We start from the raw sequence: 23,182 nt of genomic DNA on the forward strand, positions 1-23,182 counted from the left end.
TCAGTTGGCCGGCGCCGCGTCCGGGACGTCGTCGAACTCCTTGGGCACGGAGAGCCAGGTCGCCCGGGACACCGGCCAGAAGATCGTGAACGCCCGGCCGACGATCGAGTCGGTCCGGATCGTGGCGGCCTGGATGTCCTTGGTCTGCTCCCAGTGCTCCAGGGAGTCGCCGGACGCCGAGCGGTGGTCACCCATGACCCACAGCCGGCCGGCCGGCACGGTGATGTCGAACTTCTCGTCCGCCGCCGGGTCCTGCTGGCCGTCCGCGTCGGTGTAGATGAACGGCTCGTCCAGCGAGTGGCCGTTGATCATCAGGCGTTCCTGGTCGTCGCAGCAGACCACGTGGTCGCCGCTGACACCGATGATGCGCTTGATGAAGTCCTCGCCCTCGGTGCCGCTCTGCCAGTCGGTCGGGGCCTTGAAGACCACGATCTCGCCCCGGCGCGGCTCACGGAAGTCGTAGACAAGCTTGTTGACCAGCACCCTGTCCCAGACGTTGAGCGTGTGCTCCATCGACGGCGACGGGATGTAGAAGGTCTGCAGCACGAAGAAGCGCACCAGGACGGCGACGAGGATCGCCACTCCCAGCAAGATCGGTAGCTCGCGCCAGAACGAACCGCTGCGCTTCGAGGACTCGGTGTGCTCGTCAATCACGATCGGAGCCTACGTCCCCGAGGCCGCAACCACAGTCCGGAACGCGCGGATACGCCGACACTTAAGAGGAACGGCAGCATAACGGCAGCAGTGGCGGGATCGGGAGCATGCCGGGGAGATTCACCGGTCGGGGCGGCCGCGATCGGGTGGGCCGCCGCGTACGACTTCCAGTTGTCCGGCACGGAAAGGCTGGTGAAGTGGCTGGTGGGCCACACCACCACGAAGGCCCGGCCGATGATGTTGTCGATGGGTACCGGCCCTTGGCAGCGCGCGTCCTGCGACACCAGGCGGTGGTCGCCCATGACGAACATCTCACCCGCGGGGACGGTCACCTCGGCGAACCGGCGGCTGGTGCACTGCCGCGGATTCGGCGGCGCGTCCAGCGGCGAGTTCTCGAAGATGTACGGCTCGTCGATCGGCTCACCGTTGACGGTGATCCGGCCCTGGTCGTCACAGCAGGCGATCTTGTCGCCGGGCAGGCCGATCACCCGTTTGATGAAGTCGCGTTCGCCCGGACGGCTGACCCCGACGAGGTCGCCGATGGTGCGGCCCAGCTTGGCGCCGAAGGTGTTGCTGATCGGCTCGGCCGGCTGCTCGGGCGCCCAGTTGTCGGTGCCGCGGAAGACCACGATCTCGCCGCGCAGCGGGTCACGCATGTCGTAGACGACTTTGTTGACCAGGACGCGGTCTTTGATCGCGAGGGTGTTCTCCATCGAGCCGGACGGGATGTAGAAGGCCTGCACCAGGAAGGTGCGGATCAGCACGGCCAGGCAGAAGGCCACCACCAGCAGCAGCGGCAACTCCTGCCAGAGAGGCATCTCCTTGCGCCGGATCACCCGCCCGCGGCGACGTCCGGAGGAGGAGGGTCGATACCCCTGCATCGGTTCCACGCTACGCATCTCCTGCCGCCGTCCGGTCGAACCGCCCCGGATACAGCACTACCGCCCGAGTTCCCACGGTGGGGACATGACGGGCGGTAGTGCGAATGGTCCTGCTGAGTTCCCATCCGTCACTGACGCAAGCGTAGTGCGCCCGCGCAGTAAACGTCAGTCCGAGTGAATACGGCCCGGACCGGTAGGGGGTTCAGCTGACCGTCTGCTTCTCGCGCAGCTCCTTGATCTTGGCCTTCTTGCCCCGGAGCTCACGCAGGTAGTAGAGCTTGGCGCGACGCACGTCACCGCGGGTCACGACCTCGATGCGGTCGAGCTGCGGGCTGTTGACCGGGTAGGTCCGCTCGACGCCGACGCCGAAGCTGATCTTCCGGACCTTGAAGGTCTCGCGCAGCCCACCGCCCTGGCGGCTGATCACGACGCCCTGGAAGATCTGGACGCGGGAACGGTTGCCCTCGACGACCCGGACGTGCACCTTGACGGTGTCACCGGCCCGGAAGTCGGGGATGTCCGTGCGCCGCGACTGGGCGTCGAGCTGGTCCAGCGTGTTCATCGCTGCATCCTCGTCGTACTCAAAGCGCACCGGGAGTTCGATGCGCGATTGGGTGATTCTGACCCGCTGACATCGGTGCAGGGGGTCCTCGTCCGGCCGGCCACGGCGTGGGGCGCGAACGGCAACCTCACTACTTTGCCACACCCGGGGGCGGGATCTGAAATCCGGCCTCGTCCAGGGCGGCCCGGTCCTTGGCGTCCAGGAGATCAACCGGATAGGCGGCCAGCATGTCCGGCCGCCGGGCCGCGGTGCGCAGCAACGATTCGGTACGCCGCCAGCGCGCGATCCGGCCATGATCACCGGACCGGAGCACCTCGGGCACCGCCCGGTCCCGCCAGACGGCCGGCTTGGTGTAGACCGGCGCCTCCAGGAGGCCGGCCGCGTGCGACTCCTCGGTCAGCGACTCCGCGTTGCCCAGCACCCCGGGCAGCAGCCGGGTGATCGCCTCCATGATCACGATGACCGCGACCTCACCACCGAAGAGCACATAGTCGCCGAGCGAGACCTCACGAACCGGCATCCGCGCCGCCGCGTCGTCGAGGACACGCTGGTCGATGCCCTCGTACCGGCCGCAGGCGAAAATCAGGTGGTCCAGTGCGGCAAGCTCGTGCGCGTCCGCCTGGGTGAACGGCTTACCCACCGGCGACGGCACGACCAGCACGGACGAAGGGCCGGCCACCGCATCCAGCGCGGCCGCCCACGGCTCCGGGCGCATGACCATGCCGGGGCCACCGCCGTACGGGGAGTCGTCCACCGTGCGATGCACGTCCGAGGTCCAGGTGCGCAGATCATGCACGGCCAGCTCGAGGATGCCGGCGCCGCGGGCCTTGCCGATCAGCGACAGCTCCAGCGGAGCGAAATACTCGGGGAAGATGGAAACGACATCAACGCGCATCAGAGGTCGAGCAGACCCTCGGGCAGGTCGACGACGATCCGACCGCCGGCCAGATCGACCGTCGGCACCATCTGGCTGACGAACGGGATGAGCGCCGTACCACCGGCAGCCCTCTTCAGGACGATGAGATCCGAAGCAGGCGCGTGGTCGATCCGGTCGACCGTGCCCAGCACAGTGCCGTCGACCGACTCCACGGACAGGCCGGCGAGCTGATGATCGTTGAACTCGTCCGGATCGTCCGGCTCGGTGATTTCCGAGCTGTCGACCTGCAACAACACGCCACGCAGAGCCTCAGCGGTGTTGCGGTCGAGAACGCCCTCGAACTGGGCGATGCCCTTGCCCTGATGCCAGCGCATCGCCTCGAGGACAAGCTTCGCGGGCACCTGATAAGGCACCCCCGGAACAGCGGCAGCCGCCGGGCCGGCACTCACCCGGCGATCCCGAGGGACCTCCGTGGTGAACGCCGACCCGGCGGCGAATCTCGCCTCTGGATCATCGGTCCGCACCGTCACCAGCACTTCCCCACGGATCCCATGGGGCTTCCCGATCTGACCGACGACCAGCAACATCAGGCAGCAGCTCAGTACGCGTCGACGATGTCGACGCGGATGCCGCGCCCACCGATCGAACCGATGACCTGACGCAGCGCCTTGGCCGTACGCCCGCCCCGCCCGATGACCGTACCCAGGTCCTCAGGGTGCACGCGCACCTCGAGCCGCTTACCGCGGCGCGAGTCGACCAGCCGGACCCGAACGTCGTCCGGGTTGTCGACGATGCCCTTGACGAGGTGCTCCAGCGCAGGCCGGAGCGCCCCGTCAGTTCGCGTCGGCGCCGGCACCGGCCGGGTCCTTCGCGTCCGCGGCGACAGCCTCACGGTTCGGCTCGGCCGGGTCGACAGCCTTGGTGTCGCTCGGCCGCGTCTCGGCAACCTCCGGCGCGGCCGGGGTCTTGTCGGCAGCCTTGTCAGCGGACTTGTCGGCCGCCTTCTCGGTCGCGCGGGCCTTCTTGGCCGGCTTGCCAGCCGGAGTCTCGGCGACACCGGCGGCAGCCTTGGCCTCGGCCTCGTAGGTCGCCAGGCGGCTGACCTTCTCGGCCTTCACCAGCAGCGGCGGCGGGGCCGGCAGGCCCTTGAACTGCTGCCAGTCGCCGGTCTTCTCGAGCAGACGCTGCACGGCCTCGCTCGGCTGCGCGCCGACCGAGAGCCAGTACTGCACCCGCTCCGACTTGACCTCGATGATCGAGGGGTCTTCCTTGGGCTGGTAGATACCGACGTACTCGATGGCGCGGCCGTCACGCTTGGTGCGCGAGTCGGCGACGACGATGCGGTACTGCGGGTTGCGGATCTTGCCCATCCGCAGGAGCCGGATCTTTACGGCCACGGTCTTGTTCGCTCCTGTTGCGATGACGACCGGCCCGCCTGGGAGCCGGTACGTGGGTGAGAGAACGGAACCCACGTGGGGATATGGGACCGATGCCTCGAGGACTGGCGGCGCGTGGAGGAGTTAGAGGGCACCTCTACGCACGCCGGACCCGTCCATTCTGCCAGAGAGCTTCGGCTGGGCTCAATCGGGGCCTTCGGCTTTGGATGTCGTGCCTGGTTGCATGGCTCTGACCGTCGCTCCCGCCGATTGCCGGGTGGTTGCATGGTTTCATTCGGTTTCTTGTGGGTGCGTGGTGGGGCTTTGGGGGCGGGGATGGTCCACGCAGCCCGTCAGGCTTGATGTCTGCGTGGACCCTCCCGCCCCCAAAGCCCGTCGTGGTTCCGCTGAGGGATATCCCGCATGGTTTCGCCGACCATGTCACCGTTGGGCGATATCGGGAGCCGCCGGACGGCAGACCTCCGAGAAGCCGGGCGGATGCCGTCGGGACCGGTACCCCCGCTCGTCCGGCAGGCTCGACCTTTATCGCGCCTCCTGCGTCATTTGCCCCAGCCTCGCACCGCAGGGGAAACGTCGAGGCACCGATTTGAAGCGGCTCCACAGTTACGTCTCACACGAACAGCCCCGATGATCTGGCCAGTCGCGCAGCTCGGCGACCCAGCCGGGCTCGCAGCTCAACGACTCACCGGCGCGGCCCGCCGGCTTCGCGGACCAGCAGCTCGGCGGGCCAACCTCTGGGCGGCTCAGTGCCGGCTCAGCAACGTCGCGGACCAGCAACTCGGCGGCCCCACGGCTTGACAGCTGGCAGCTTCACGAGCCTGCAACTCGGCGGGCATGCAGCGCGGCCGGGTTCGGCTGGCCGAGGGCTACCGCGCTCGCAAGCCGGCAGGTCACCGATGGGCGCGGAGCGCGGATTCGCGAGGCCATGAGGTCGAAGGCCGCCGCCTCGCACGGCCGCAGCACCGCCGCCCGCACGGCCGCAGCACCGTCGATCGCACGGCCGCAGGGCGCCGACTCGCAAAGGTCGCAGGCCACCGCTTCACGAGCTTGCGGCTCACGGATTCGGGGTCGTGGTTTGTTGGCTGGGAGCTGGCGGGGTGGCAGGTGGGTGAGTGGCACGGGCTTGGGGGCGGGGATGGTCCACGCAGATATCAAGCTTGACGGGCTGCGTGGGCCATCCTCGCCCCCAAGCCCCACCATGCAACCAGCAGAAGCAGATCAGGGCCGAGGCGCGGCGGCCCGATCCCAACCAGAAGGCAAAGAAGGAGGGACGGGCCAGGAGGGATCCGGCTGGTAGGTGGTCCAGGTTCCGTCGAAGGGGAAGTCACCCGCCTCGATGGCTTTGATCACGCGAAGGCCTTCGGCGCGGACCAGAGCGGCGTCGCGGACCCAGTAGTGGTCCGGGAAGGCGAGGCGCTCGGTGAACTCGTCCTCGTCCTTCCACTTCCAGGTGCGGTCCGGGGCCACCACCACGTCCAGGTCCTGGTCGATCACGTCCACGCCCGCCACGTCGCCGTCGTCCCAGCGGATTGCTCGTTCTTCCAGGTTCACGTACCAGCCGGTGAAGGTGCCGGCGTCGTCGCGGAAGAGCCAGATCGAGTGGTCGGCGTCCGGGGGGATGAATTTGAGCAGGCCCGCGCCCTGCCAGGTGTCGGCGACGATTTTGGTGCGCAGGCCGGTCCATTCGGCGAACGGCATGTCGCGGATGCCTCGCCCGTCCTCCGCCACCTCGATCACCACCGCCGAGCCGCGGGCCAGCCAGAGCAGCAGCCCGCGGTCGTCGTCGGAGACCACGCGGCATGGGCGTACGGAGGCCAGCCGCGACCCGTCGATGTTGCGGTAGAGAACCTCGCGGCCGGGCGTGAAACGGCCGGGGGCGAAACGGGCGGGCGTGGAACGGGCGGGCACGGTCAGTACGACCGGGCCAGGATCGCGATCAGGTCGGGCTCGTCGTCGGAGTCGGGCATCGAGCCGTCCTCGCGGAACAGGCAGCGCACGGTCACCGCCTTGCCGTTCGCCTCGGCCTCGCCGTCGGTGCCGATCGCCGACCACGGCACTCGCGCCCAGCCGGTCTGGGCCGCTTCGATCGCGTCGCCCAGCGTCTTCACCTCGACCGTGTTCGCCTCGCGGAACGCCAGCGCGTCGTCGTACATGCGCTGCTGGTCGGTCTCGAGGGCGGCGACGACGGTCGGGGCGACCGACGCCAGGGCCACCGGCGTCTTGGTGCCGTCGATGCGGCGGGCCACCACGGCGTTGCCCGCGCCCAGGTCGCGGGGTCCGACCTCGATGCGTACCGGAATGCCCTGGAGCTCGGCGTCGACGGCCCGGCGGCCGAACGGGATGTCGGCCCGGGCGTCGAGCTTGACGCGTACGCCGGCCGCCTTGAGCTCCTCGGTCAGCCTGGTCGCCGCTTCCAGGACGCCTTCGCCGGCCTTGACCACCATGACCTGGGCCTGGATCGGCGCGATCCGCGGCGGCAGCCGCAGGCCGTTGTCGTCGCCGTGCACCATGATCAGGCCGCCCATCATCCGGGTGGAGGTGCCCCAGGACGTGGTCCAGGCGTGCTCGACCTTGCCGGCCGCCGACGAGTAGGTGATGTCGAAGGCCTTGGCGAAGTTCTGCCCGAGCTCGTGCGACGTGCCCATCTGCAGGGCCTTCATGTCGCCCATCATGGCCTCGACGGTCATGGTGTTGGTCGCGCCGGCGAACCGCTCGCCCTTGGTCTTGCGGCCGGGTACGACCGGGATGGCCAGCATGGTGACCATGAAGTCCTCGTACACGTTCTTGTGGATCTCCCGCGCGTGCTCGCGGGCGTCCTGCTCGGTCGCGTGCGCGGTGTGGCCCTCCTGCCAGAGGAACTCGGTGGTGCGCAGGAACGTGCGCGGGCGCAGCTCCCAGCGCACGACGTTGGCCCACTGGTTGAGCAGCAGCGGCAGGTCCCGGTAGGAGTCGACCCACTTGGCCATGAACTCGCCGATGACGGTCTCGCTGGTCGGCCGGACGACCAGCGGCTCGGCGAGCTCCTTGCCGCCGGCGTGGGTGACCACGGCCAGTTCGGGCGAGAAGCCCTCGACGTGGTTGGCTTCGCGGCGCAGGTAGCTCTCCGGGATGAACAGCGGGAAGTACGCGTTCTGCACGCCCGCTTCCTTGATCCGGCGGTCCATGTCCGCCTGCATGTGCTCCCAGATGGCGTAGCCGGCCGGCCGGATCACCATCGTCCCGCGCACCGGGCCGTTGTCGGCGAGTTGCGCCTTGGCGATGAGGTCCTGGTACCAGCGGGGGAAGTCCTCCGCACGGGGAGTGAGCACGCGAGCCATGAGGCAGCATCCTAGCGAGACCCGTGCGCAACCGACCGGGCGGCCGTCCCGTGTCCTTCTGCGAGGGGCGGTGGAGATGACCGACGACTTCGACGCGTTCTACCGGGACACGTCCCGCAGGCTGGTCCGCTACGCCTACGGGCTCACCGGCGACCCGGCCGAGGCGCAGGACCTGGTGCAGGAGGCGTACGCCCGGGCGTGGCAGCGGTGGCGGCGGTTGTCCGGCTACGAGGAGCCCGAGGCGTGGTTGCGCCTGGTCGTCAGCCGGCTCTCCGCGGACCGGTGGCGCCGGCTGGGCGTACGGCGGTCCGCGGCCGCGGCCGATCCCCCGCCCGTATCCGCGGCACCGCCGTCGGAGGACACGGTCCTGCTGGTCCGCGCGATGCGGAAGCTGCCGGCGGCGCATCGCCGGGCGCTGACCCTGTACTACCTGCTCGACCGGTCCGTCGGCGAGATCGCCGCCGAGACCGGGGCGTCCACCGGCACGGTGAAGTCCTGGCTGTCGCGGGGCCGGGCCGGTCTGGCCGCGACGCTCGGTGACCTGAACCCCGCAGCACCAGCACGGAAAGGAGCCGACCATGCCCGTTGATCTCGACGACATGTTCGCCACCCTCGGTCGGCACGCGGACGGCATCCCGCTGGTCCCGGCGGAGCAGGCCCGGCACCGCGGGCGGCAGCGCACCCGGAACCGGGCCATGGTCGCCGCGGCCGCCGCGGTGTGCCTGATCGCCGCCGGCGTGAGCGTTGTCCTGGTGCGGCACGACCGGCAGTCCGCGCCGGTGACGTCGAAGCGCACGCTGCCCACGGTCGGTGCGCCGGTCGAGTTCGGAGACCAGGCCCGGGCCGCGACCGCGGCGGGCACCGACGGCCGGCTCTACACCGCCTGGCAGACCCTGAACGGCCAGATCAGCATGAACGCCGTGGACCTGCGCACCGGCGCGGTCGCCTGGCCGGCCCGGCCGCTGGGCAGTCGCACCGACGAACTGCAGGCCGTCAACGTGGTGCCGCGGGCGCTGGTGGTCACCCTGCGCCGCGGATCCGCCACCACGATGCACATCTTCGATCCTGCCGACGGCCGGCCGCGCTGGCAGCTGCCCATCGACGCCCGGGATGACGTGGTCCGGCACGAGTCGGTGCTGGTCCGGACGTCGGCGAGCGGCCGCACGGAGGCCTTCGACTGGGCGACCGGGGCGCGCCGCTGGCAGCTGCCGGCCCCGGCCGACCGGCCGGTGCACACCGTGGGCACCTATCTGGACCGCAACGAGGACATGCTGCTGGGCCGGCCGTTCTTCTTCACCGACGACCGGCTGGTGCAGGTCACCCGGGCGGGCAAGGTCCAGGTCCGGGACATCACGACCGGTGAGCTGCAACGTACGGTCACAGCCGCGCCGCCCGACGCCGATCCCCGCAGCTACTTCGCGTACGACGGGTGGCTCTACAACGACGAGCACGAGTGCTGCGAGCGGAACGGCTACCGGGTACGCGCGACGGACCTGCGCAGCGATGCCGGCGGTTCGCGGGTGGTGTTCACCCGCGGTCCCGGGCACCAGCTGGACATGCTCCAGATGTGCGGTGAGCAGCGGGTCTGCGTGAGCGACCAGGACCGCAACGGCACGGGCACGGTCTCCGTGCTGGAGGCGGCGACCGGCCGGGAGCTGTGGCAGGTGCCCGGGGCGAAGAACGGCACGTCGGTCTCCACCGTGCACGGCTACACGCTGGTCGGCGGCGCCGACGGGGAACGGATCGTCCACGACCGCGACGGCAAGCGGGTCTTCTCGACCCCGGCCGGCTCGGTGACCTGGCTCGACACCGACACGCTGATGTTGCTGCCGAGCTTGGTGGCCGGTCCTGCCGCCAAGGTCACGCTCCCGGACGGGAAAGTGACGGTGCTGGGTGAGGTGCCGCCGGCGTCCGACGCGTGCGCCTGGACACCGGACCGGTTGGCCTGCCCGGTCGGCACCAGCCTGCGGCTCTGGGACCTCAGCGGATGACCGCGCCGCGCAGCACGATCCGGCTCGGGGCGCGGACCACCCGCAGGTCCCGGCGGGGGTCTGCCTCGTAGACGACCAGGTCGGCCAGGCCACCCTCGACCAGGCCGGGGAAGCCGAGCCAGGCGCGGGCCCGCCAGGAAGCGGCGGCCAGCACGTCAGCGGCGGGGATGCCGGCCTCGTGCAGCAGCAGCATCTCCTCGGCGGCGAGGCCGTGCCGGATGCTGCCGCCCGCGTCGGTGCCCACGTAGATCGGCACGCCGGCCTCGTGCGCGGACGCCACCACCTCGGGGAAGCCGTCGCGCAGGGCGAGCATGTGGTCGGCGTAGGAGGGGAACTTGGCCCGGGCCTGGTCGGCGATGCCACCGAAGGTCCGAATGTTGATCATCGTGGGAACCAGGGCGGTGCCACGGCGGGCCATCTCGTCGATCAGCTCCAGCGACAGACCGGTGCCGTGCTCGACCGAGTCGACGCCGGCCCGGACCATCTGGGCCACGCCCTCCTCGGAGAACGTGTGCACGGCGGCCCGGACGCCGGCGGCGTGAGCGGCCTCGACGGCGGCGGCCATGGTGGCGGGGTCCCACGACGGGGCGAGGTCGCCGACGGACCGGTCGATCCAGTCGCCGACCAGCTTGACCCAGCCGGTGCCGGCCTCGGCCTGGGCGGTGACGGTCGCGACCACGTCGGCGGCGTCGACCTCGACGCCGATGTCGCGCAGATAGCGCCGGGTGGGCGCGACGTGCCGGCCGGCGCGGACCAGCCGCGGGATGCCGGGCTCGTCGTCGAGCTCCGGATACGGGTACGGCGAACCGGCGTCGCGCAACGCGAGCACGCCGGCGTCGCGGTCGGTATGGGCGAGCTCGCGGGCCTGGTCGAGGCTCTCGATGGGCTTGGCGCCGTACTGGATGCCGAGGTGACAGTGCGCGTCGACCAGGCCGGGAACGACGTAGCCACCGTCGCTGATGGTCTCGGCGCCGGCGACGGGCTCGAGGGTGATGCGGTCCCCCACCAGCCAGAGATCGCGGACCTCGTCATCGGGCAACAGAACCCCACGCACATGCAACGCCATGCGTATGTCCTACCCGATGGGAATCTCAATGCTCCGCGCGGGCATGGTCCAGCATTTCCTGACTCTGGGCGGTGAGTGCCGGCAGATCGATGGTCACCGGGAACGGCACGTCGGTGCTGAAGACGCCTCTGGTGCTCCCGACCATCTCGTATTCACCGTTGGGACCCGGCCGGAACTGGGAAAGCACGATCCCGTCCTCGAACAATGGGTCGAGGACCCAGTAATTCTCGACGCCGGCGGCCGCGTAGACCTTGGCCTTGGCATACATGTCGCGGAAATGCGAGTCCGGCGAGATGATCTCGATGGCGAGGATGGCCCCCTCCACCGGCGCCGGGCTGCGGCCGATGTGGTCGAGGCTGATGACCACGACGTCCGGACGGGGTTCGTTGCGGTTATTGATCTTGAGAGAGAGGTCGGGAACCGGGGCGTATCCGCGAGGACAGCCGGGGCGCAGCGCCAGCACCACCTCGACACCGATGATCTGATGGACGCCGGTAGGGGACGGCAAGATCAGCCTTCCGTCGATCAACTCATAACGGAGATCCTCGGGAAGGCTGACCAGGTCGTCGACGGTCCAGTCCTGCTTCTCCGGCAGGTGCAGCGCAGCGGTCATCGGCTCCTCCTCAAAGGGATCACCGATCATGCTACTAGCTCCATGCCTAGTTTTCGCGGGTCAATATCAGCGCTTGTCGTCGCCGGGCTTCTTGGGGTTGTTGAGCTTGTTGAAGTCGATCTTCGGGAGCTTGAAGCCCGGCGGCAGCCCCTGCCCACCACCCAGGGCGTTCGGGTCCAGCCCCGGCGGCAGCTGCGGCATTCCGCCCGGGAAGCCGCCCGGCATCCCGCCACCCACGCGCGGCCGGTTGCCACCCTTGGTGCCCTTGCGCTTGTTCTTCGGGCTCTTGGTGGCCTTGCGGCGCCCGCCGCCCGGTAGCCCCATCATGCCGCCCATCTGCTTCATCATCTTCTGCGCGTCGGTGAAGCGGTTGAGCAGCTGATTGACGTCCATCACGGTCACGCCGGAGCCGTTGGCGATGCGGACGCGGCGGGAGCCGTTGATGATCTTCGGGTTGGTGCGCTCGCCCGGGGTCATCGAGCGGATGATCGCCGTGACCCGGTCGAAGTGGCTGTCGTCGAGCTCGGCGATCTGGTCCTTCATCTGCCCCATGCCGGGCATCATGGCCAGCACGTTGGCGATCGGGCCCATCCGGCGCACCGCGATCAGCTGGTCGAGGAAGTCCTCCAGGGTGAACTGCTCGCCACCGAGCAGCTTGGAGGTCATCTTCTCCTTCTGATCCTCGTCGAAGGCCTGCTCGGCCTGCTCGATGAGGGTCAGCACGTCGCCCATGCCGAGGATGCGGCTGGCCATCCGGTCGGGGTGGAAGACGTCGAAGTCCTCGAGCTTCTCGCCCGTGGACGCGAACAGGATCGGCTCGCCGGTGACGTGCCGCACCGACAGCGCGGCGCCACCGCGGGCGTCGCCGTCGAGCTTGGAGAGGACCACGCCGGTGATGCCCACGCCGTCGCGGAACGCCTCGGCCGTGGTGACCGCGTCCTGGCCGACCATCGCGTCGATGACGAAGATGACCTCGTCCGGGTCGACGGCGTCGCGGATGTCGCGGGCCTGCTGCATCATCTCGGTGTCGATGCCGAGGCGGCCGGCGGTGTCGACGATGACGATGTCCTTCGCCGTCCGCTTGGCGTGCTCGATCGAGTCCTTGGCCACCTGGACCGGGTTGCCGACGCCGTTGCCGGGCTCGGGGGCGTAGACGTCGACGCCGGCCCGGCCGCCGAGGACCTGGAGCTGGTTGACCGCGTTGGGGCGCTGCAGGTCGGCCGCGACCAGCAGGACCTGGTGGTTCTGCCCCTTGAGCCAGCGGGACAGCTTGCCGGCCAGCGTGGTCTTACCGGAGCCCTGCAGACCGGCCAGCATGATCACCGTGGGCGGCTGCTTGGCGAACTGCAGGCGCCGGCCCTCGCCGCCGAGGACGGTGATGAGCTCCTCGTGGACGATCTTGATGATCTGCTGGGCCGGGTTGAGCGCCTGGGACACCTCGGCGCCGCGGGCCCGCTCCTTCAGATTGGCGATGAACGACTTGACCACCGGCAGCGCGACGTCCGCCTCGAGCAGCGCGAGACGGATCTCGCGCGCGGTGGCGTCGATGTCGGCGTCGGTGAGCTTGCCCTTGCCGCGGAGCTTGGTGAAGATCCCGGAGAGGCGGTCGCTCAAGGTGTCAAACACGGCGCAACTTCCCGTTGGTCAGAGGTGAGGAGATGACCGCAAGCCTAGCCGCCCGCTCGCACGCTCACCGGTTGCGCATCCGGTACGTCTTCGCCGCCGCCTCGATCCGCCGCTGGTTGCGGGTGCCCGGGGCCAGCGAGCGCTTCGCCCGGCCGTACAGGTAGACCCCGCCGCCGACCACGACCGCGCCGACGATCAGGTAGGCCAGCGCACCGACCAGCACCTGCAGCAGCTGGATCGCGATCCAGCCCACCACGATGACGCCGGCGATCGTCGCCACCAGGTACGCGATTGCTTTGCCCATCTCAGCCTCCCGAAGTGATACCCACCCGTTGTCCACCATGCCTCGCCCACGCAAGCGGGCGCATCGGGGCGGACCCGTAGGGGTGGCCGGGCGGCGTTCGGCCCCGCCACCTGCATAAATCACGTATACCGCAGGTAACAGGCGCAACTTCTGACATAGCACAGATGTCCGAAAAGCCGACATCGACCGCAACCTTCTGATGAATCGGGCCGTTGAGGCACGAGGAACCGGGCGGCTGATCGATCGGCCCCGACGAACATCCGGCGGAAGGACTACGGCGTGCCCCTGCGGCGGATCCTGCGACTGGCGCCCTGGGGAGTCCGGGTGCGCATCCTCAGCACGGTCCAGCACCGGGTCCTGCCCCACGTCGCGCCCGAGCAGCGCCTCGGAATGGCCCGCCGGATCGTGCACCTGTCCGCGCCGCCCCGGCTGCCGCTGATGCGGACCGCGACGGACGCCCCGACGATGCGGGTCCGGGCCGGCCGCGGCTGGGTCACCGCACGCCGGGACCCGGCGGCCAGCCCGGCCGAGGTACGGCGGCAGAACCTGGACCGCGTCATCGCCGCCCTGGAAGCGGCCGGCGTCGACTGGTTCCGGGTGCCCACCCGCGCGCTGCTGCACACCGCTGTGGCCGTACCGGTGCAGCACCGGGCCCTGGTGGTCCGCACGCTGGAGGAACTCACCGGGGCCGGCACCGGGATCCTGCAGGTCGTGCGGCCGCGCGGGCACCAGGGCCGCCGGGCCCGGCGCACCGCGGAGATCCTGCGGGTGTGCTGGCCGGTCACCGATCCGGGCGGCAGCCTGCTGCTCGGCCTCGACGTGGGCTGCGACATCGAGTTCTGGCGCCAGCAGGACGGCGTGCTGTCCGGGCCGCGGGCCAATCCGATCGCCGACGTGATCCCGGCCGACGAGCCGGTGGTCCGCGCCGGCGAGCCCGCCTTCGGCGCGTTCAGCGCACCCGACGATCCCGCCCGCTACCGGACCCGGGAGATCTTCACGACGCCGAGCCTGGACCGGATCAGCTTCCCGATCGACGCCGTCTACACCTGGGTCGACGGCGGCGACCCGGCCTGGCAGTCCCGCAAGGCCGCCGCGCTGGCCACCAACACCTGGCTGCAGGGAGCCAGCAAGCTCGCCAACAACGACTCCCGGTACGCCTCCCGCGACGAGTTGCGCTACTCGCTGCGCGCCCTGCACTGCTTCGCCCCCTGGATCCGGCACGTCTTCCTGGTCACCGACGATCAGGTACCGGCCTGGCTGGACACCACCCATCCGCGGATCACCGTGGTCAGCCACAAGGAGATCTTCGGCGAGACCGGCACCCTGCCGACGTTCAACTCGCAGGCCATCGAGTCCCGGCTGCACCGCATCCCCGGGCTCAGCGAGCACTTCCTCTACCTCAACGACGACGTGTTCCTGGGCCGGCCGGTCGGGCCCGAGCTGTTCTTCACGCCCGGCGGGCTGACCCGCTTCTTCCCCTCCACCGCGCTGGTCGACGCGGCGCCGCGCAGCCCGACCGATCCACCGGCCGACTCGGCCGGCAAGAACAACCGGGAGCTGATCCGCGCCGCCTTCGGCCGGGTGCTGACCCGCAAGATGAAGCACACCCCGCACCCGTCGCGGCGCAGCGTCATCGCCGAGATCGAGGAGCGCTTCGCCGAGTACGTCGAGGCCACCGCCAACCACCAGTTCCGGCACCCGGACGACATCTCACTGCTGTCGTCGCTGCAGCAGTACTACGCCTACCTCACCGGGCGGGCGGTGCCGGGCACGATCCGGTTCCGCTACACCGACCTGGCCGCGCCGGTGACCCCGTTCAAGCTGGCCGACCTGCTGCGGCACCGCAACCTGGACGCGTTCTGCCTCAACGACATCGACTCCGACCCGGCCGTGGCGGCCGACCAGGAGGCGATGCTGGCCGACTTCCTGCCCGCGTACCTGCCGTTCGTCTCGCCGTACGAGCTGACCTCGCCGCGGTCCGCGACCACCGCGCCGCCGGCCCCGCCCGCACTGCCGGGCCGCCAGCTCGGCCGGGCCGCCACGGCCGTCCCCGGCCCGCTGCCCGCGCAGCACGACCGCAACCGCGGCACCGGAGAACAGAGCTCCACCAACACGCCCGTCGCCTGACCGGCGCTCGATCAAGGAGATGCATCCCGTGAGGTACGACGCCGTCATCCTCGGTCTCGGTTACGTCGGCCTGCCGCTGGCGCAGCAGGCCATCCGGTCCGGCCTGTCCGTGCTCGGTTTCGACGTCAACGCGGCGGTGGTCGACGCCCTCGGCGCGGGCCGCTCGCACGTCGACGACCTGTCCGAGGCGGACGTGGCCGAGATGCTCGCCGGCGGCTTCCGGACCACTGTGGACGAGAGCCTGATCGCCACCGCGGACGTCGCCGTGATCTGCGTGCCGACGCCACTGTCCGACGGCGACGGGCCGGACCTGCGCGCGGTCACCGGCGCGACCGAGGCCATCGGGCGCAACCTGCGCCCGGGCATGCTGGTGGTGCTGGAGTCCACCACCTACCCGGGCACCACCGACGACGTGGTCCGGCCCCTGCTGGAACGGCTCTCCGGCCTGGTCGCCGGGCGCGACTTCCACCTCGCGTTCTCGCCCGAGCGCATCGACCCGGGCAACGAGCGGTTCGGCCCGCGCAACACCCCCAAGGTGGTCGGTGGCTACACCGCCGGCTGCACCGAGCGGGTGGCGCAGTTCTACGGGCGGTTCATCGACACGGTGGTGCGCACCCGGGGCACCCGTGAGGCCGAGACGGCCAAGCTGCTGGAGAACACGTACCGGCACGTCAACATCGCGCTGGTCAACGAGATGGCGCGGTTCTGCCACGAGCTGGACATCGACCTGTGGGACGTCATCCACGCCGCGTCGACCAAACCGTTCGGCTTCCAGGCGTTCTATCCCGGGCCGGGCGTCGGCGGGCACTGCATCCCGATCGACCCGAACTACCTGAGTCACAACGTGCGCAGCAAGCTGGGTTACCCGTTCCGGTTCGTGGAGCTGGCCCAGGAGATCAACGCGACGATGCCGGCGTACGTGGCCCGGCGGGCGCAGAACTTGCTCAACGCGGACGGGCAGGCGGTGCACGGGGCGCGGGTGCTGCTGCTCGGGGTCACGTACAAGGCGAACATCGCCGACCAGCGCGAGTCGCCCGCCACCCCGCTGGCCCGGCAGCTCGCGGCGCTCGGCGCGAAGCTCAGCTACCACGACCCGCACGTGCCGCGGTGGGGCGTCGGCGACGTGGAGGTGCCCCGCACGGACGACCTGGAGGGCGCCGCCGCGGCGGCTGACCTGGTGATCCTCGTGCAGCACCACCGCGAGTACGACGCCGACCACCTGGCCGGCATCGCCAAGCGGTTCTTCGACACCCGGGGCGTGACCCACGGCGCGGAGGCGCACCGACTGTGACCGAGATGAGCACCGCGCCGGTCACCCCCGCGCCCCGGCGGCACCGGCCCACCGGCTCCGGGCCGGGTGTCACGCCGGCCCCGGAACCGGCCCGGCACCGGCGGGACATCGAGGGACTGCGGGCGGTCGCGGTGCTGCTCGTGGTCGCGTACCACTGTGGTCTGCCGTTCATCAGCGGCGGTTACGTCGGCGTCGACGTCTTCTTCGTCATCTCCGGCTTCCTGATCACCGGGCTGCTGCTGCGCGAGGCGCAGCGCACCGGCCGGATCTCGATCCCGCGGTTCTACGCCCGGCGGGCGCTGCGGCTGCTGCCGGCCTCGACCGTGGTGGTCGTCGCGACGGTGGCCGCGTCGGCGCTGTGGCTGCCGCCGCTGCGGTTGTCGGAGATCGTCTCGGACGCGCTGCACACCTCGATCTATGCGATGAACTGGCGGCTGGCCGCGATCGGCACCGACTACCTGAGTGCGGAGTCGGCCCCGTCGCCGTTGCAGCACTTCTGGTCGCTCGCCGTGGAGGAGCAGTTCTACCTGGTCTGGCCGCTGCTGCTGCTCCTCGTGGTGCGCCGCGGCGGACGCGGGCTGACCACGGTGCTGGCCGTGCTGACCGCCGGTTCGCTGGCGGTGTCGATCTGGCAGACGCAGCACAACGCCGGGTGGGCGTACTTCGGGGCGCACACCCGGGCCTGGGAGCTCGGCGCCGGCGCGCTGCTCGCGGTCGGGGCCGACCGGCTGCGGCGGCTTCCGCCGCTGCCCGCGAAGCTGCTGATCGGCAGCGGGCTGGGCGCCGTGGTGGTCGCGGCACTGAGTTTCACCGCGGCGACGCCGTTCCCCGGGTACGCCGCCCTGCTGCCCGTGCTCGGCACCGCGGCCGTCATCGCCGGTGGTTGCGCCCGCCCGGCCGGCCCGCTCGGCGCCCCGGTGCTCCAGGTCATCGGCCGGCTGTCCTACTCCTGGTACCTGTGGCACTGGCCGGTGCTGCTCATCGCCCCGTTCGCCCTCGGCCGCCAGCTCACCGCCGCGGAGAACGTCCTGGTCGCCCTCGGCGCCCTGGTGCTGGCCGCGCTGACGTACGCGCTGGTGGAGAACCCGGTGCGGCACCTCGCCGCCCTGCGCGACCGGCCGTGGCGTGGCCTGACCGCCGGCGCGGTCGTCTCGCTGTCCGCTGCCGGACTGTGTGTGCTGATCACCGTGCTGGTGGGCAGCACCGGCGGTACGGGTTACCGGGCGCCGCCCCTGACCGGCGTGGCCAAGCTCCAGCAGAACCTGGCCCTGGCCGCCGGGATGCCGGCGGTGCCGGCCAACCTCACCCCGGCGCTGGCCGCCGCGGCCAAGGACAAACCTCGCCTGTACGCGGACAAGTGCTCCCCGGCGTTCGCGGACCCCGAGGTGAAGACCCCGTGCGCCTACGGTGACCTGTCCTCGCCCACCACGGTCGTGCTGTTCGGCGACTCGCACGCCGGCCACTGGTTCCCGGCGCTGGAGGCGATCGCCCGGCAGCGGCACTGGAAGCTCGTCGTGGTCACCAAGAGCGCCTGCTCAGCCGCGGACGTGGTCATCTACGAGGACGCACTCAAGCGACGCTTCACCGAATGCGTGCAGTGGCGCCGGGCGGCCTGGCGCCACATCCGGTCGCTGCGCCCGGCGAAGGTGATCATGGCCTCGACCCTGCCCAACGCCCCGTTGCTGGACGTGACCGGCTCGCTGGACGACGCCTGGTCGGCCGCGTGGCGGCGTTCGCTCGACGCGGTCAAGGGCCCGGGTACCGAGGTGTACTACGTCAACGACACCCCGTGGCAGGCCCGCAACGTGCCCGACTGCCTGTCGGCGCATCTGGACGATCCCGCGGCGTGCGCCCGCAGCCGGGCCGACGCGGTCCAGTTCCGCAAGCGCCGGGCGCTGGTGGCCGGAGTGGCCCGGGCCGAGGGCGCGACGGTCATCGACCCGCTGCCGTGGTTCTGCACCGCGACGACGTGTCCGGTCATCGTGGGCAACCTGCTGGTCTACAAGGACCAGCACCACATCACCACGGCGTACAGCCGGTTGCTCGTACCGCTGCTCGCGGAGGCGTTGCGGCGATAAGGCTCCCGTTCCGCAACCGGCCGGCGCCGCGCCCGCAACCGCGGTACGGCAGGCAACTGGGCGGCAACTGAGCACTCACACCAAGGCACCTGAAGAGGCATCAGCCAACCCTGCGGGACTTCCGAAGGGAATGGCGTACCTGGCGAACAAGACGTCCAGGCGGTGTTCCTCGAAAGGTTGACCCGTGCAGAAGACCCTGGTCCGTCGCCTCGCCACCCTCGCGATGATCCCCGCCGCACTGCTCGGCATGGTCGCGATCGCCACCCCGGCCGAGGCCGCCACCGTCTCCTTCACCACGCTGCAGACCCAGGTCGTCAGCCTGTCGAACAAGGAGCGGGTCAAGGCCGGCTGCAAGGGCCTGCGGGTCAACGCGGAGCTGCTGTGGGCGGCCCGCGGCCACAGCAAGTACATGGCCACGACCGGCAAGTTCAGCCACACCGGCTCGGCGAGCTCCACGTTCGTCGCCCGGGCCAAGGCCGCCGGCTACACCGCCGCCCGCAGCGAGAACATCGCGTGGGGCTACCGCAGCGCCGCCGAGGTCGTCAACGCGTGGATGAAGAGCCCGGGTCACCGCCGCAACCTGCTCGACTGTGGCGCCAAGACGTTCGCCGTCGGCGTCGTGTACTCCGCCAACGGCACGCCGTACTACACCCAGGACTTCGGCAGCCGCTGACCGCGGCGCCGCCCAGGCCTCACCCACCCCCCGAAAAGACCGGCCGGCATGCCCCCGCATGCCGGCCGGTCCCATCTTCAGACAGTGACGGGTGCCCCGGTACGCGAGTACGCCAGCACCGCATGCCGCCCGAGCAGCACCCGCTCCTCGGTCAGCCCCGGCACTTCCTCGGTCCACCGCCGTACGGCGTCGCGCTCGTCCTCGCGGTTGGCGTCGTCCAGCACCACGGTGGCCGTACCCGCGAGCCGCCCGGCGAGCACCGACAGCGCCGGGTAGCGCGCGTCCGGGCCGGTGGCCGCGGGCGGGCCGTCGACCAGCAACAGGTCGATGCCGGTGAGGTCGGTCAGTTTGCCCGCGTCGTACCACTGGTAGGTCTTGCCGTTGACCGTGAGCTCCCGCAGCGGGGCCTCGCGGACCTCGGCGACGGCGTTGAGGCTGTGCGCGGCGAGCATCGTGCGGGTCTGCCGGGCGTAGTCGGGGTCGTGGTCGAGGGAGACGAGCTTGCCGCCGTACTGTTCCAGGGCGTAGGCCAGCCACACCGACGAGGTGCCGCTGCCCAGCTCGACCACCAGCCGGGGCCGGCGCAGCCGGACCAGGTGCAGCAGTTCCAGCAGGTCGGTCGGGTTGAGTGCGAAGTCACCGGAGGACGGCATCGGCGCCCGCGGGGTGAACTGCTGGAAGAGCTGGACCAGCGCCTCGATCTCCCGGCTCTGCGCGCGCAGCAGCAGGTCGGTGCCGTGCCCGCTCTGCCGCAGGCCGCGGGTGACGGTCCGGGTCAGCTCCTGGTGGCGGTCGCCGGCGGTGAGCCGTTCCTTCTCCACCGTCGCGACGACCCGCCGCTGCAACTGCTCCACGACCGTGCGCAGCTCGCGGTGCGCGTTCTGGTTGGCCCGGTAGACCCCGCCGATCCAGCGGGACAGGTGCAGGATCCCGAGCAGGACGGCCAGCAGCAGACCGGCCACCAGCGACAGCGCGAGACCCTGATGGCCCGACCCGGCCGACCACCAGACCCCGGCGCAGAGCGCCAGGATCACCATGAGGACCACTGCCTGGGGGCGTGTCAGGCTGCGCAGCCGCACCGCCAGCCGACCGCCGAACCGGACCAGGCTGCTCATCGAAGGACCTCCAGAGTCATGCGCGCCGGGCCCGGCGCGGGTCAACACGATCGCCTAACGCCCGCGGCGACACCGCCGTTACGGTCGGGCCATCAACGCGCCGCGTTGGGCCGGGGCAACCGGGTGCGGCGCGGTGACGATTCCCGCGATGCGGTCGACGAAGAGCTGCGGGTCGTGCGCCTTGGCCACGACGGCCCGGGCGCGGCGGCTCTGCTCGGCGTAGAGCTCCCGGTCGGCGCGGTACCGCTGGATCGTCGCCTCGACCTGGTCCGGTCCGCAGTAGACGGCGGCGTCGCCGAACACGGCCGCGTGCCGTTCGGGCATCACCACGACGCAGCCCAGGGCCGCCGCCTCCAGGGCCGGCCGGGAGAACGTCTCGACCCGGTCCGCGCTCGGGAAGTGCAGATAGAAGTCGAGCTGATGGACGAAGGTCCGCAGGTCCAGGTCGCCGGCGTCGTAGACCAGCCGGGACCGCGGGCCGCCGGGGTGATATCCGGTACGCGGCCAGTCCGGCAGCCGCAACCGCACGTCCCACTCGCCGACCTCGTCGTAGACGGTCAGCGCCGCCCGCACGTCCCCGGGCCAGACCCCCTCGTCACTGAGGTCGGTGCCGACCACGGCCGGCCACTTTCCGGCCCCGTCCCGCCCGGCCGACCACCGCTCCCCGTCCACCACGGCCGGCAGGTCGTACGGCGTCAGCTCGACGGTCTCGCTGCGCAGCACGGCCCGTACCTGCGGGTCCTGCGGGCACCAGAGCGGCTCGGTGCCGAACATCCGCAGCGCGGCCCGGGAGCAGTCGGCGGGCACGTACCGGCGGTCGGCGTCGGCCAGCCGTCCGGGTGCCTCGTCGGCGACGATCAGCACCTGCCGGCCGCGCAGCAGGCACGGGTCGTCGGGCGGGAACTGCAGCACCGCGGCGTGCCGCACGATGATCAGCTCGGCGCGGTTCTCGTCACCGGGCAGCAGCTGGTCCACCCGGCCGTCGTTGACCAGTTGCTGCAGCGGCGCGCAGAGCGGCCAGCGGCGCCGGGCCGGCGGGCGCAGCGACTCGATCTGCATCACGGCGACCCGCAGGCCGCGCGCGATCAGCGCCCGGATCTCCTGCAGGCCCGACTGCTGCGCGCCCTGCAGGAAACGCCAGTCGGCGACCAGCACGACGTCGTACTCGGGCCGGCCGGCGGCCTCACCGCGGGCCAGCCGCAGATGGTCGGGGGCGGCGAAGGGCCGGCGGCTGCCGTCGCGCGGGCGCAGCGGATCGGTGGCCCGGGCCGCGATCCGCGAGTGCCAGCGCTGGTACGCCGACATGTACGCGGTCCGCGCCGGGTGCATCCAGTACGGCCGGATCTCCGCCCGCGACAGCGAACCCAGCGCCAGCCGGATCAACGCGAGTGGCCGCGAGTCGAGGTGCCGTACGGCGGCCGCGCCGAAGACCGCCACCATCCGCCCGATGTACTCGGAGTCGGCGGCCTTGCGCACCGGATCGAAGTAGCCCAGCCGGTCCATCACCTGGCCGCGGCGGAACAGCAACGACGACGGGTTGAACCGGCTGCGGCGTACCCCGGGCCGGGTGACCAGCAGCTCCTCGGAGACGCCGAGGCCGTCGGAGGTGGTGGCGACCAGCCGGCGGTCCTCCAGCAGCGGCCTGACCTGCAACTCCAGCCGGCGCGGATGGGACCAGTCGTCGGAGTCCTGGAACGCCACGAACTCGCCCTCGGCGGCGTCCAGGCCGGCGTTGCGGGCCGCGTAGGTGCCCCTGTTCTCCGGCTGCTTGACCAGCCGGATCCGCCCGCCCAGCGCGACCGCCCGGGCCAGCACGGCGTCGTACTCCGGCGGCGAGGCGTCATCGACGATGATCACCTCGACGTTGCGCCAGGACTGGTCCAGGATCGAGCGGACGGCCGTGATCAGGCCCTCGTCGGGGTGGAACGCGGTGACGATGACCGAGATCCGCTGCGGCTCGTCGATGCCGGCGACCGAGGTGGCCACGGTCAGCCGGTCGAACGGCGGCACCCCGGCCTTGTGCTCCAACGCCAGCGGCGGCTCCGGCAGCAGCTTGCGGAAGGCGGTCAGCCAGCCGATCACCGGTCCGGTGCCGGCGAACGGATTGGCCAGGTCCAGTTCGAGATCCGCGCGCACGCTGTCGGTGATCCGCCGGTACGCCGCGAGCAACGGCCGGGCCCGGTTCGCCCCCTGCCAGGCCAGGGCGAGCTGGACGTGCAGGCCCTGGTGCGCGGCCGGCAGCGCGTCGGCGCCCAGCGCGGTGCGGATCAGCTCGTACAGGGCCAGGGCGTCGGTGCGGTCCTCCGGCAGCATGTCCTGCTGGGCCAGGGTCTGCGCCAGTCCGGCCAGGACGGCGGGCTTGACCACGCGCCGGCGCTGCTTGAGCCAGCGGGCGTCCCCGGCCCGGGCCGCGGCGAGCAGGTCGGCGTAGGACGCGTCGGACTCACCGAGCCCGGAGCGGGCGAGCAGCTGCCGCGCACCGAGCGAACGGATCCGGACCGCGGTCGGCGGGACAGCCATCCGGACGTGGTAGCGGGCGACTCGCAGGTAGTCGTCGAGCAGACCGGGTGTCTCCCCCATGCGGCAACAGACCTCTTCACGTACGCCCTG

At 71.0% G+C, this 23,182-nt stretch carries 20 protein-coding genes and 1 pseudogene; 6 read left to right on the forward strand and 15 right to left on the reverse strand.

Annotation, left to right across the window (positions count from 1 at the left end; translation table 11 throughout):
* From lepB (AB0C12_RS19980) to proS, 9 genes and pseudogenes are all read right to left on the reverse strand, one after another.
* Positions 1 to 654 carry a signal peptidase I gene (lepB, locus tag AB0C12_RS19980; RefSeq protein ID WP_360549925.1) on the reverse strand — a complete coding sequence of 218 codons (654 nt, stop codon included), beginning with the start codon at positions 652 to 654 and terminating at the stop codon, positions 1 to 3.
* On the reverse strand, positions 651 to 1,535 hold the full coding sequence (lepB, locus tag AB0C12_RS19985; protein ID WP_360549927.1) for a signal peptidase I: 885 nt from the start codon (positions 1,533 to 1,535) through the stop codon (positions 651 to 653). Before lepB (AB0C12_RS19985) ends, lepB (AB0C12_RS19980) begins: the two co-directional genes overlap by 4 nt.
* A gap of 202 nt (positions 1,536 to 1,737) precedes the next feature.
* Complete coding sequence (rplS, locus tag AB0C12_RS19990; RefSeq protein ID WP_360549929.1) at positions 1,738 to 2,097, reverse strand: 50S ribosomal protein L19; 360 nt, start codon at positions 2,095 to 2,097, stop codon at positions 1,738 to 1,740.
* Between the two features lie 130 nt (positions 2,098 to 2,227).
* Positions 2,228 to 2,992, reverse strand: coding sequence for a tRNA (guanosine(37)-N1)-methyltransferase TrmD (gene trmD / locus AB0C12_RS19995; protein WP_360549931.1), 765 nt, complete (start codon positions 2,990 to 2,992; stop codon positions 2,228 to 2,230).
* On the reverse strand, positions 2,992 to 3,558 hold the full coding sequence (rimM, locus tag AB0C12_RS20000) for a ribosome maturation factor RimM (RefSeq protein ID WP_360550562.1): 567 nt from the start codon (positions 3,556 to 3,558) through the stop codon (positions 2,992 to 2,994). Before rimM ends, trmD begins: the two co-directional genes overlap by 1 nt.
* Before the next feature lie 14 nt (positions 3,559 to 3,572).
* Positions 3,573 to 3,830 carry an RNA-binding protein gene (locus AB0C12_RS20005; RefSeq protein WP_023561857.1) on the reverse strand — a complete coding sequence of 86 codons (258 nt, stop codon included), beginning with the start codon at positions 3,828 to 3,830 and terminating at the stop codon, positions 3,573 to 3,575.
* A gap of 106 nt (positions 3,831 to 3,936) precedes the next feature.
* A pseudogene (gene rpsP / locus AB0C12_RS20010) lies at positions 3,937 to 4,371 on the reverse strand (30S ribosomal protein S16); the annotation flags it as partial.
* 1,218 nt (positions 4,372 to 5,589) lie between these two features.
* A complete protein-coding gene (locus tag AB0C12_RS20015; RefSeq protein ID WP_360549933.1) occupies positions 5,590 to 6,279 on the reverse strand; it encodes a DUF402 domain-containing protein in 690 nt (229 codons plus the stop codon).
* A 2-nt stretch (positions 6,280 to 6,281) separates the two neighbouring features.
* Positions 6,282 to 7,688: a proline--tRNA ligase gene (gene proS, locus AB0C12_RS20020; RefSeq protein ID WP_360549935.1), complete on the reverse strand. Its 1,407-nt coding sequence runs from the start codon at positions 7,686 to 7,688 to the stop codon at positions 6,282 to 6,284.
* Between the two features lie 70 nt (positions 7,689 to 7,758).
* Between proS and AB0C12_RS20025 the strand changes: the two genes are divergently transcribed.
* Both AB0C12_RS20025 and AB0C12_RS20030 read left to right on the forward strand, forming a co-directional pair.
* Positions 7,759 to 8,277, forward strand: a complete 519-nt coding sequence (locus AB0C12_RS20025) for a SigE family RNA polymerase sigma factor (RefSeq protein ID WP_360549937.1) — start codon at positions 7,759 to 7,761, stop codon at positions 8,275 to 8,277.
* The gene (locus tag AB0C12_RS20030) at positions 8,267 to 9,679 is read left to right on the forward strand and encodes a PQQ-binding-like beta-propeller repeat protein (RefSeq protein ID WP_360549938.1); all 1,413 of its coding nucleotides are present in this window, start codon (positions 8,267 to 8,269) and stop codon (positions 9,677 to 9,679) included. The genes AB0C12_RS20025 and AB0C12_RS20030 overlap by 11 nt, the downstream gene beginning before the upstream one ends.
* Here the strand turns inward: AB0C12_RS20030 and AB0C12_RS20035 are convergent.
* The 4 genes from AB0C12_RS20035 to AB0C12_RS20050 all read right to left on the reverse strand — a co-directional run bounded on the left by AB0C12_RS20035 (position 9,669) and on the right by AB0C12_RS20050 (position 13,288).
* Entirely contained in the window at positions 9,669 to 10,745 is a 1,077-nt protein-coding gene (locus AB0C12_RS20035) for an amidohydrolase family protein (RefSeq protein ID WP_360549940.1), read from the reverse strand. The genes AB0C12_RS20030 and AB0C12_RS20035 overlap by 11 nt on opposite strands.
* A gap of 25 nt (positions 10,746 to 10,770) precedes the next feature.
* Complete coding sequence (locus tag AB0C12_RS20040) at positions 10,771 to 11,388, reverse strand: Uma2 family endonuclease (RefSeq protein WP_360549942.1); 618 nt, start codon at positions 11,386 to 11,388, stop codon at positions 10,771 to 10,773.
* A gap of 36 nt (positions 11,389 to 11,424) precedes the next feature.
* Positions 11,425 to 12,984: a signal recognition particle protein gene (gene ffh, locus AB0C12_RS20045; protein ID WP_360549944.1), complete on the reverse strand. Its 1,560-nt coding sequence runs from the start codon at positions 12,982 to 12,984 to the stop codon at positions 11,425 to 11,427.
* Positions 12,985 to 13,048: 64 nt separating this feature from the next.
* The gene (locus tag AB0C12_RS20050; RefSeq protein WP_360549946.1) at positions 13,049 to 13,288 is read right to left on the reverse strand and encodes a hypothetical protein; all 240 of its coding nucleotides are present in this window, start codon (positions 13,286 to 13,288) and stop codon (positions 13,049 to 13,051) included.
* A 279-nt stretch (positions 13,289 to 13,567) separates the two neighbouring features.
* On the opposite strand from AB0C12_RS20050, the gene AB0C12_RS20055 reads away from it, so the two are divergent.
* The 4 genes from AB0C12_RS20055 (at position 13,568) to AB0C12_RS20070 (ending at position 19,457) form a co-directional block, all read left to right on the forward strand.
* Positions 13,568 to 15,415: a stealth family protein gene (locus tag AB0C12_RS20055; RefSeq protein ID WP_360549948.1), complete on the forward strand. Its 1,848-nt coding sequence runs from the start codon at positions 13,568 to 13,570 to the stop codon at positions 15,413 to 15,415.
* Between the two features lie 19 nt (positions 15,416 to 15,434).
* Entirely contained in the window at positions 15,435 to 16,706 is a 1,272-nt protein-coding gene (locus AB0C12_RS20060) for a nucleotide sugar dehydrogenase (RefSeq protein WP_360549950.1), read from the forward strand.
* A gap of 5 nt (positions 16,707 to 16,711) precedes the next feature.
* Positions 16,712 to 18,784 carry an acyltransferase family protein gene (locus AB0C12_RS20065; protein WP_360549952.1) on the forward strand — a complete coding sequence of 691 codons (2,073 nt, stop codon included), beginning with the start codon at positions 16,712 to 16,714 and terminating at the stop codon, positions 18,782 to 18,784.
* 184 nt (positions 18,785 to 18,968) lie between these two features.
* Complete coding sequence (locus AB0C12_RS20070) at positions 18,969 to 19,457, forward strand: CAP domain-containing protein (RefSeq protein ID WP_360549954.1); 489 nt, start codon at positions 18,969 to 18,971, stop codon at positions 19,455 to 19,457.
* Positions 19,458 to 19,534: 77 nt separating this feature from the next.
* Here AB0C12_RS20070 and AB0C12_RS20075 read toward each other — a convergent pair whose 3' ends face one another.
* Together AB0C12_RS20075 and AB0C12_RS20080 are read right to left on the reverse strand one after the other, a co-directional pair.
* Positions 19,535 to 20,572 carry a class I SAM-dependent methyltransferase gene (locus tag AB0C12_RS20075; protein ID WP_360549956.1) on the reverse strand — a complete coding sequence of 346 codons (1,038 nt, stop codon included), beginning with the start codon at positions 20,570 to 20,572 and terminating at the stop codon, positions 19,535 to 19,537.
* A 78-nt stretch (positions 20,573 to 20,650) separates the two neighbouring features.
* A complete protein-coding gene (locus AB0C12_RS20080; RefSeq protein WP_360549958.1) occupies positions 20,651 to 23,152 on the reverse strand; it encodes a glycosyltransferase in 2,502 nt (833 codons plus the stop codon).
* Positions 23,153 to 23,182: the final 30 nt, after the last annotated feature.

This window comes from Actinoplanes sp. NPDC048967, from assembly GCF_040649415.1.
Taxonomy (GTDB): Bacteria; Actinomycetota; Actinomycetes; order Mycobacteriales; family Micromonosporaceae; genus Actinoplanes.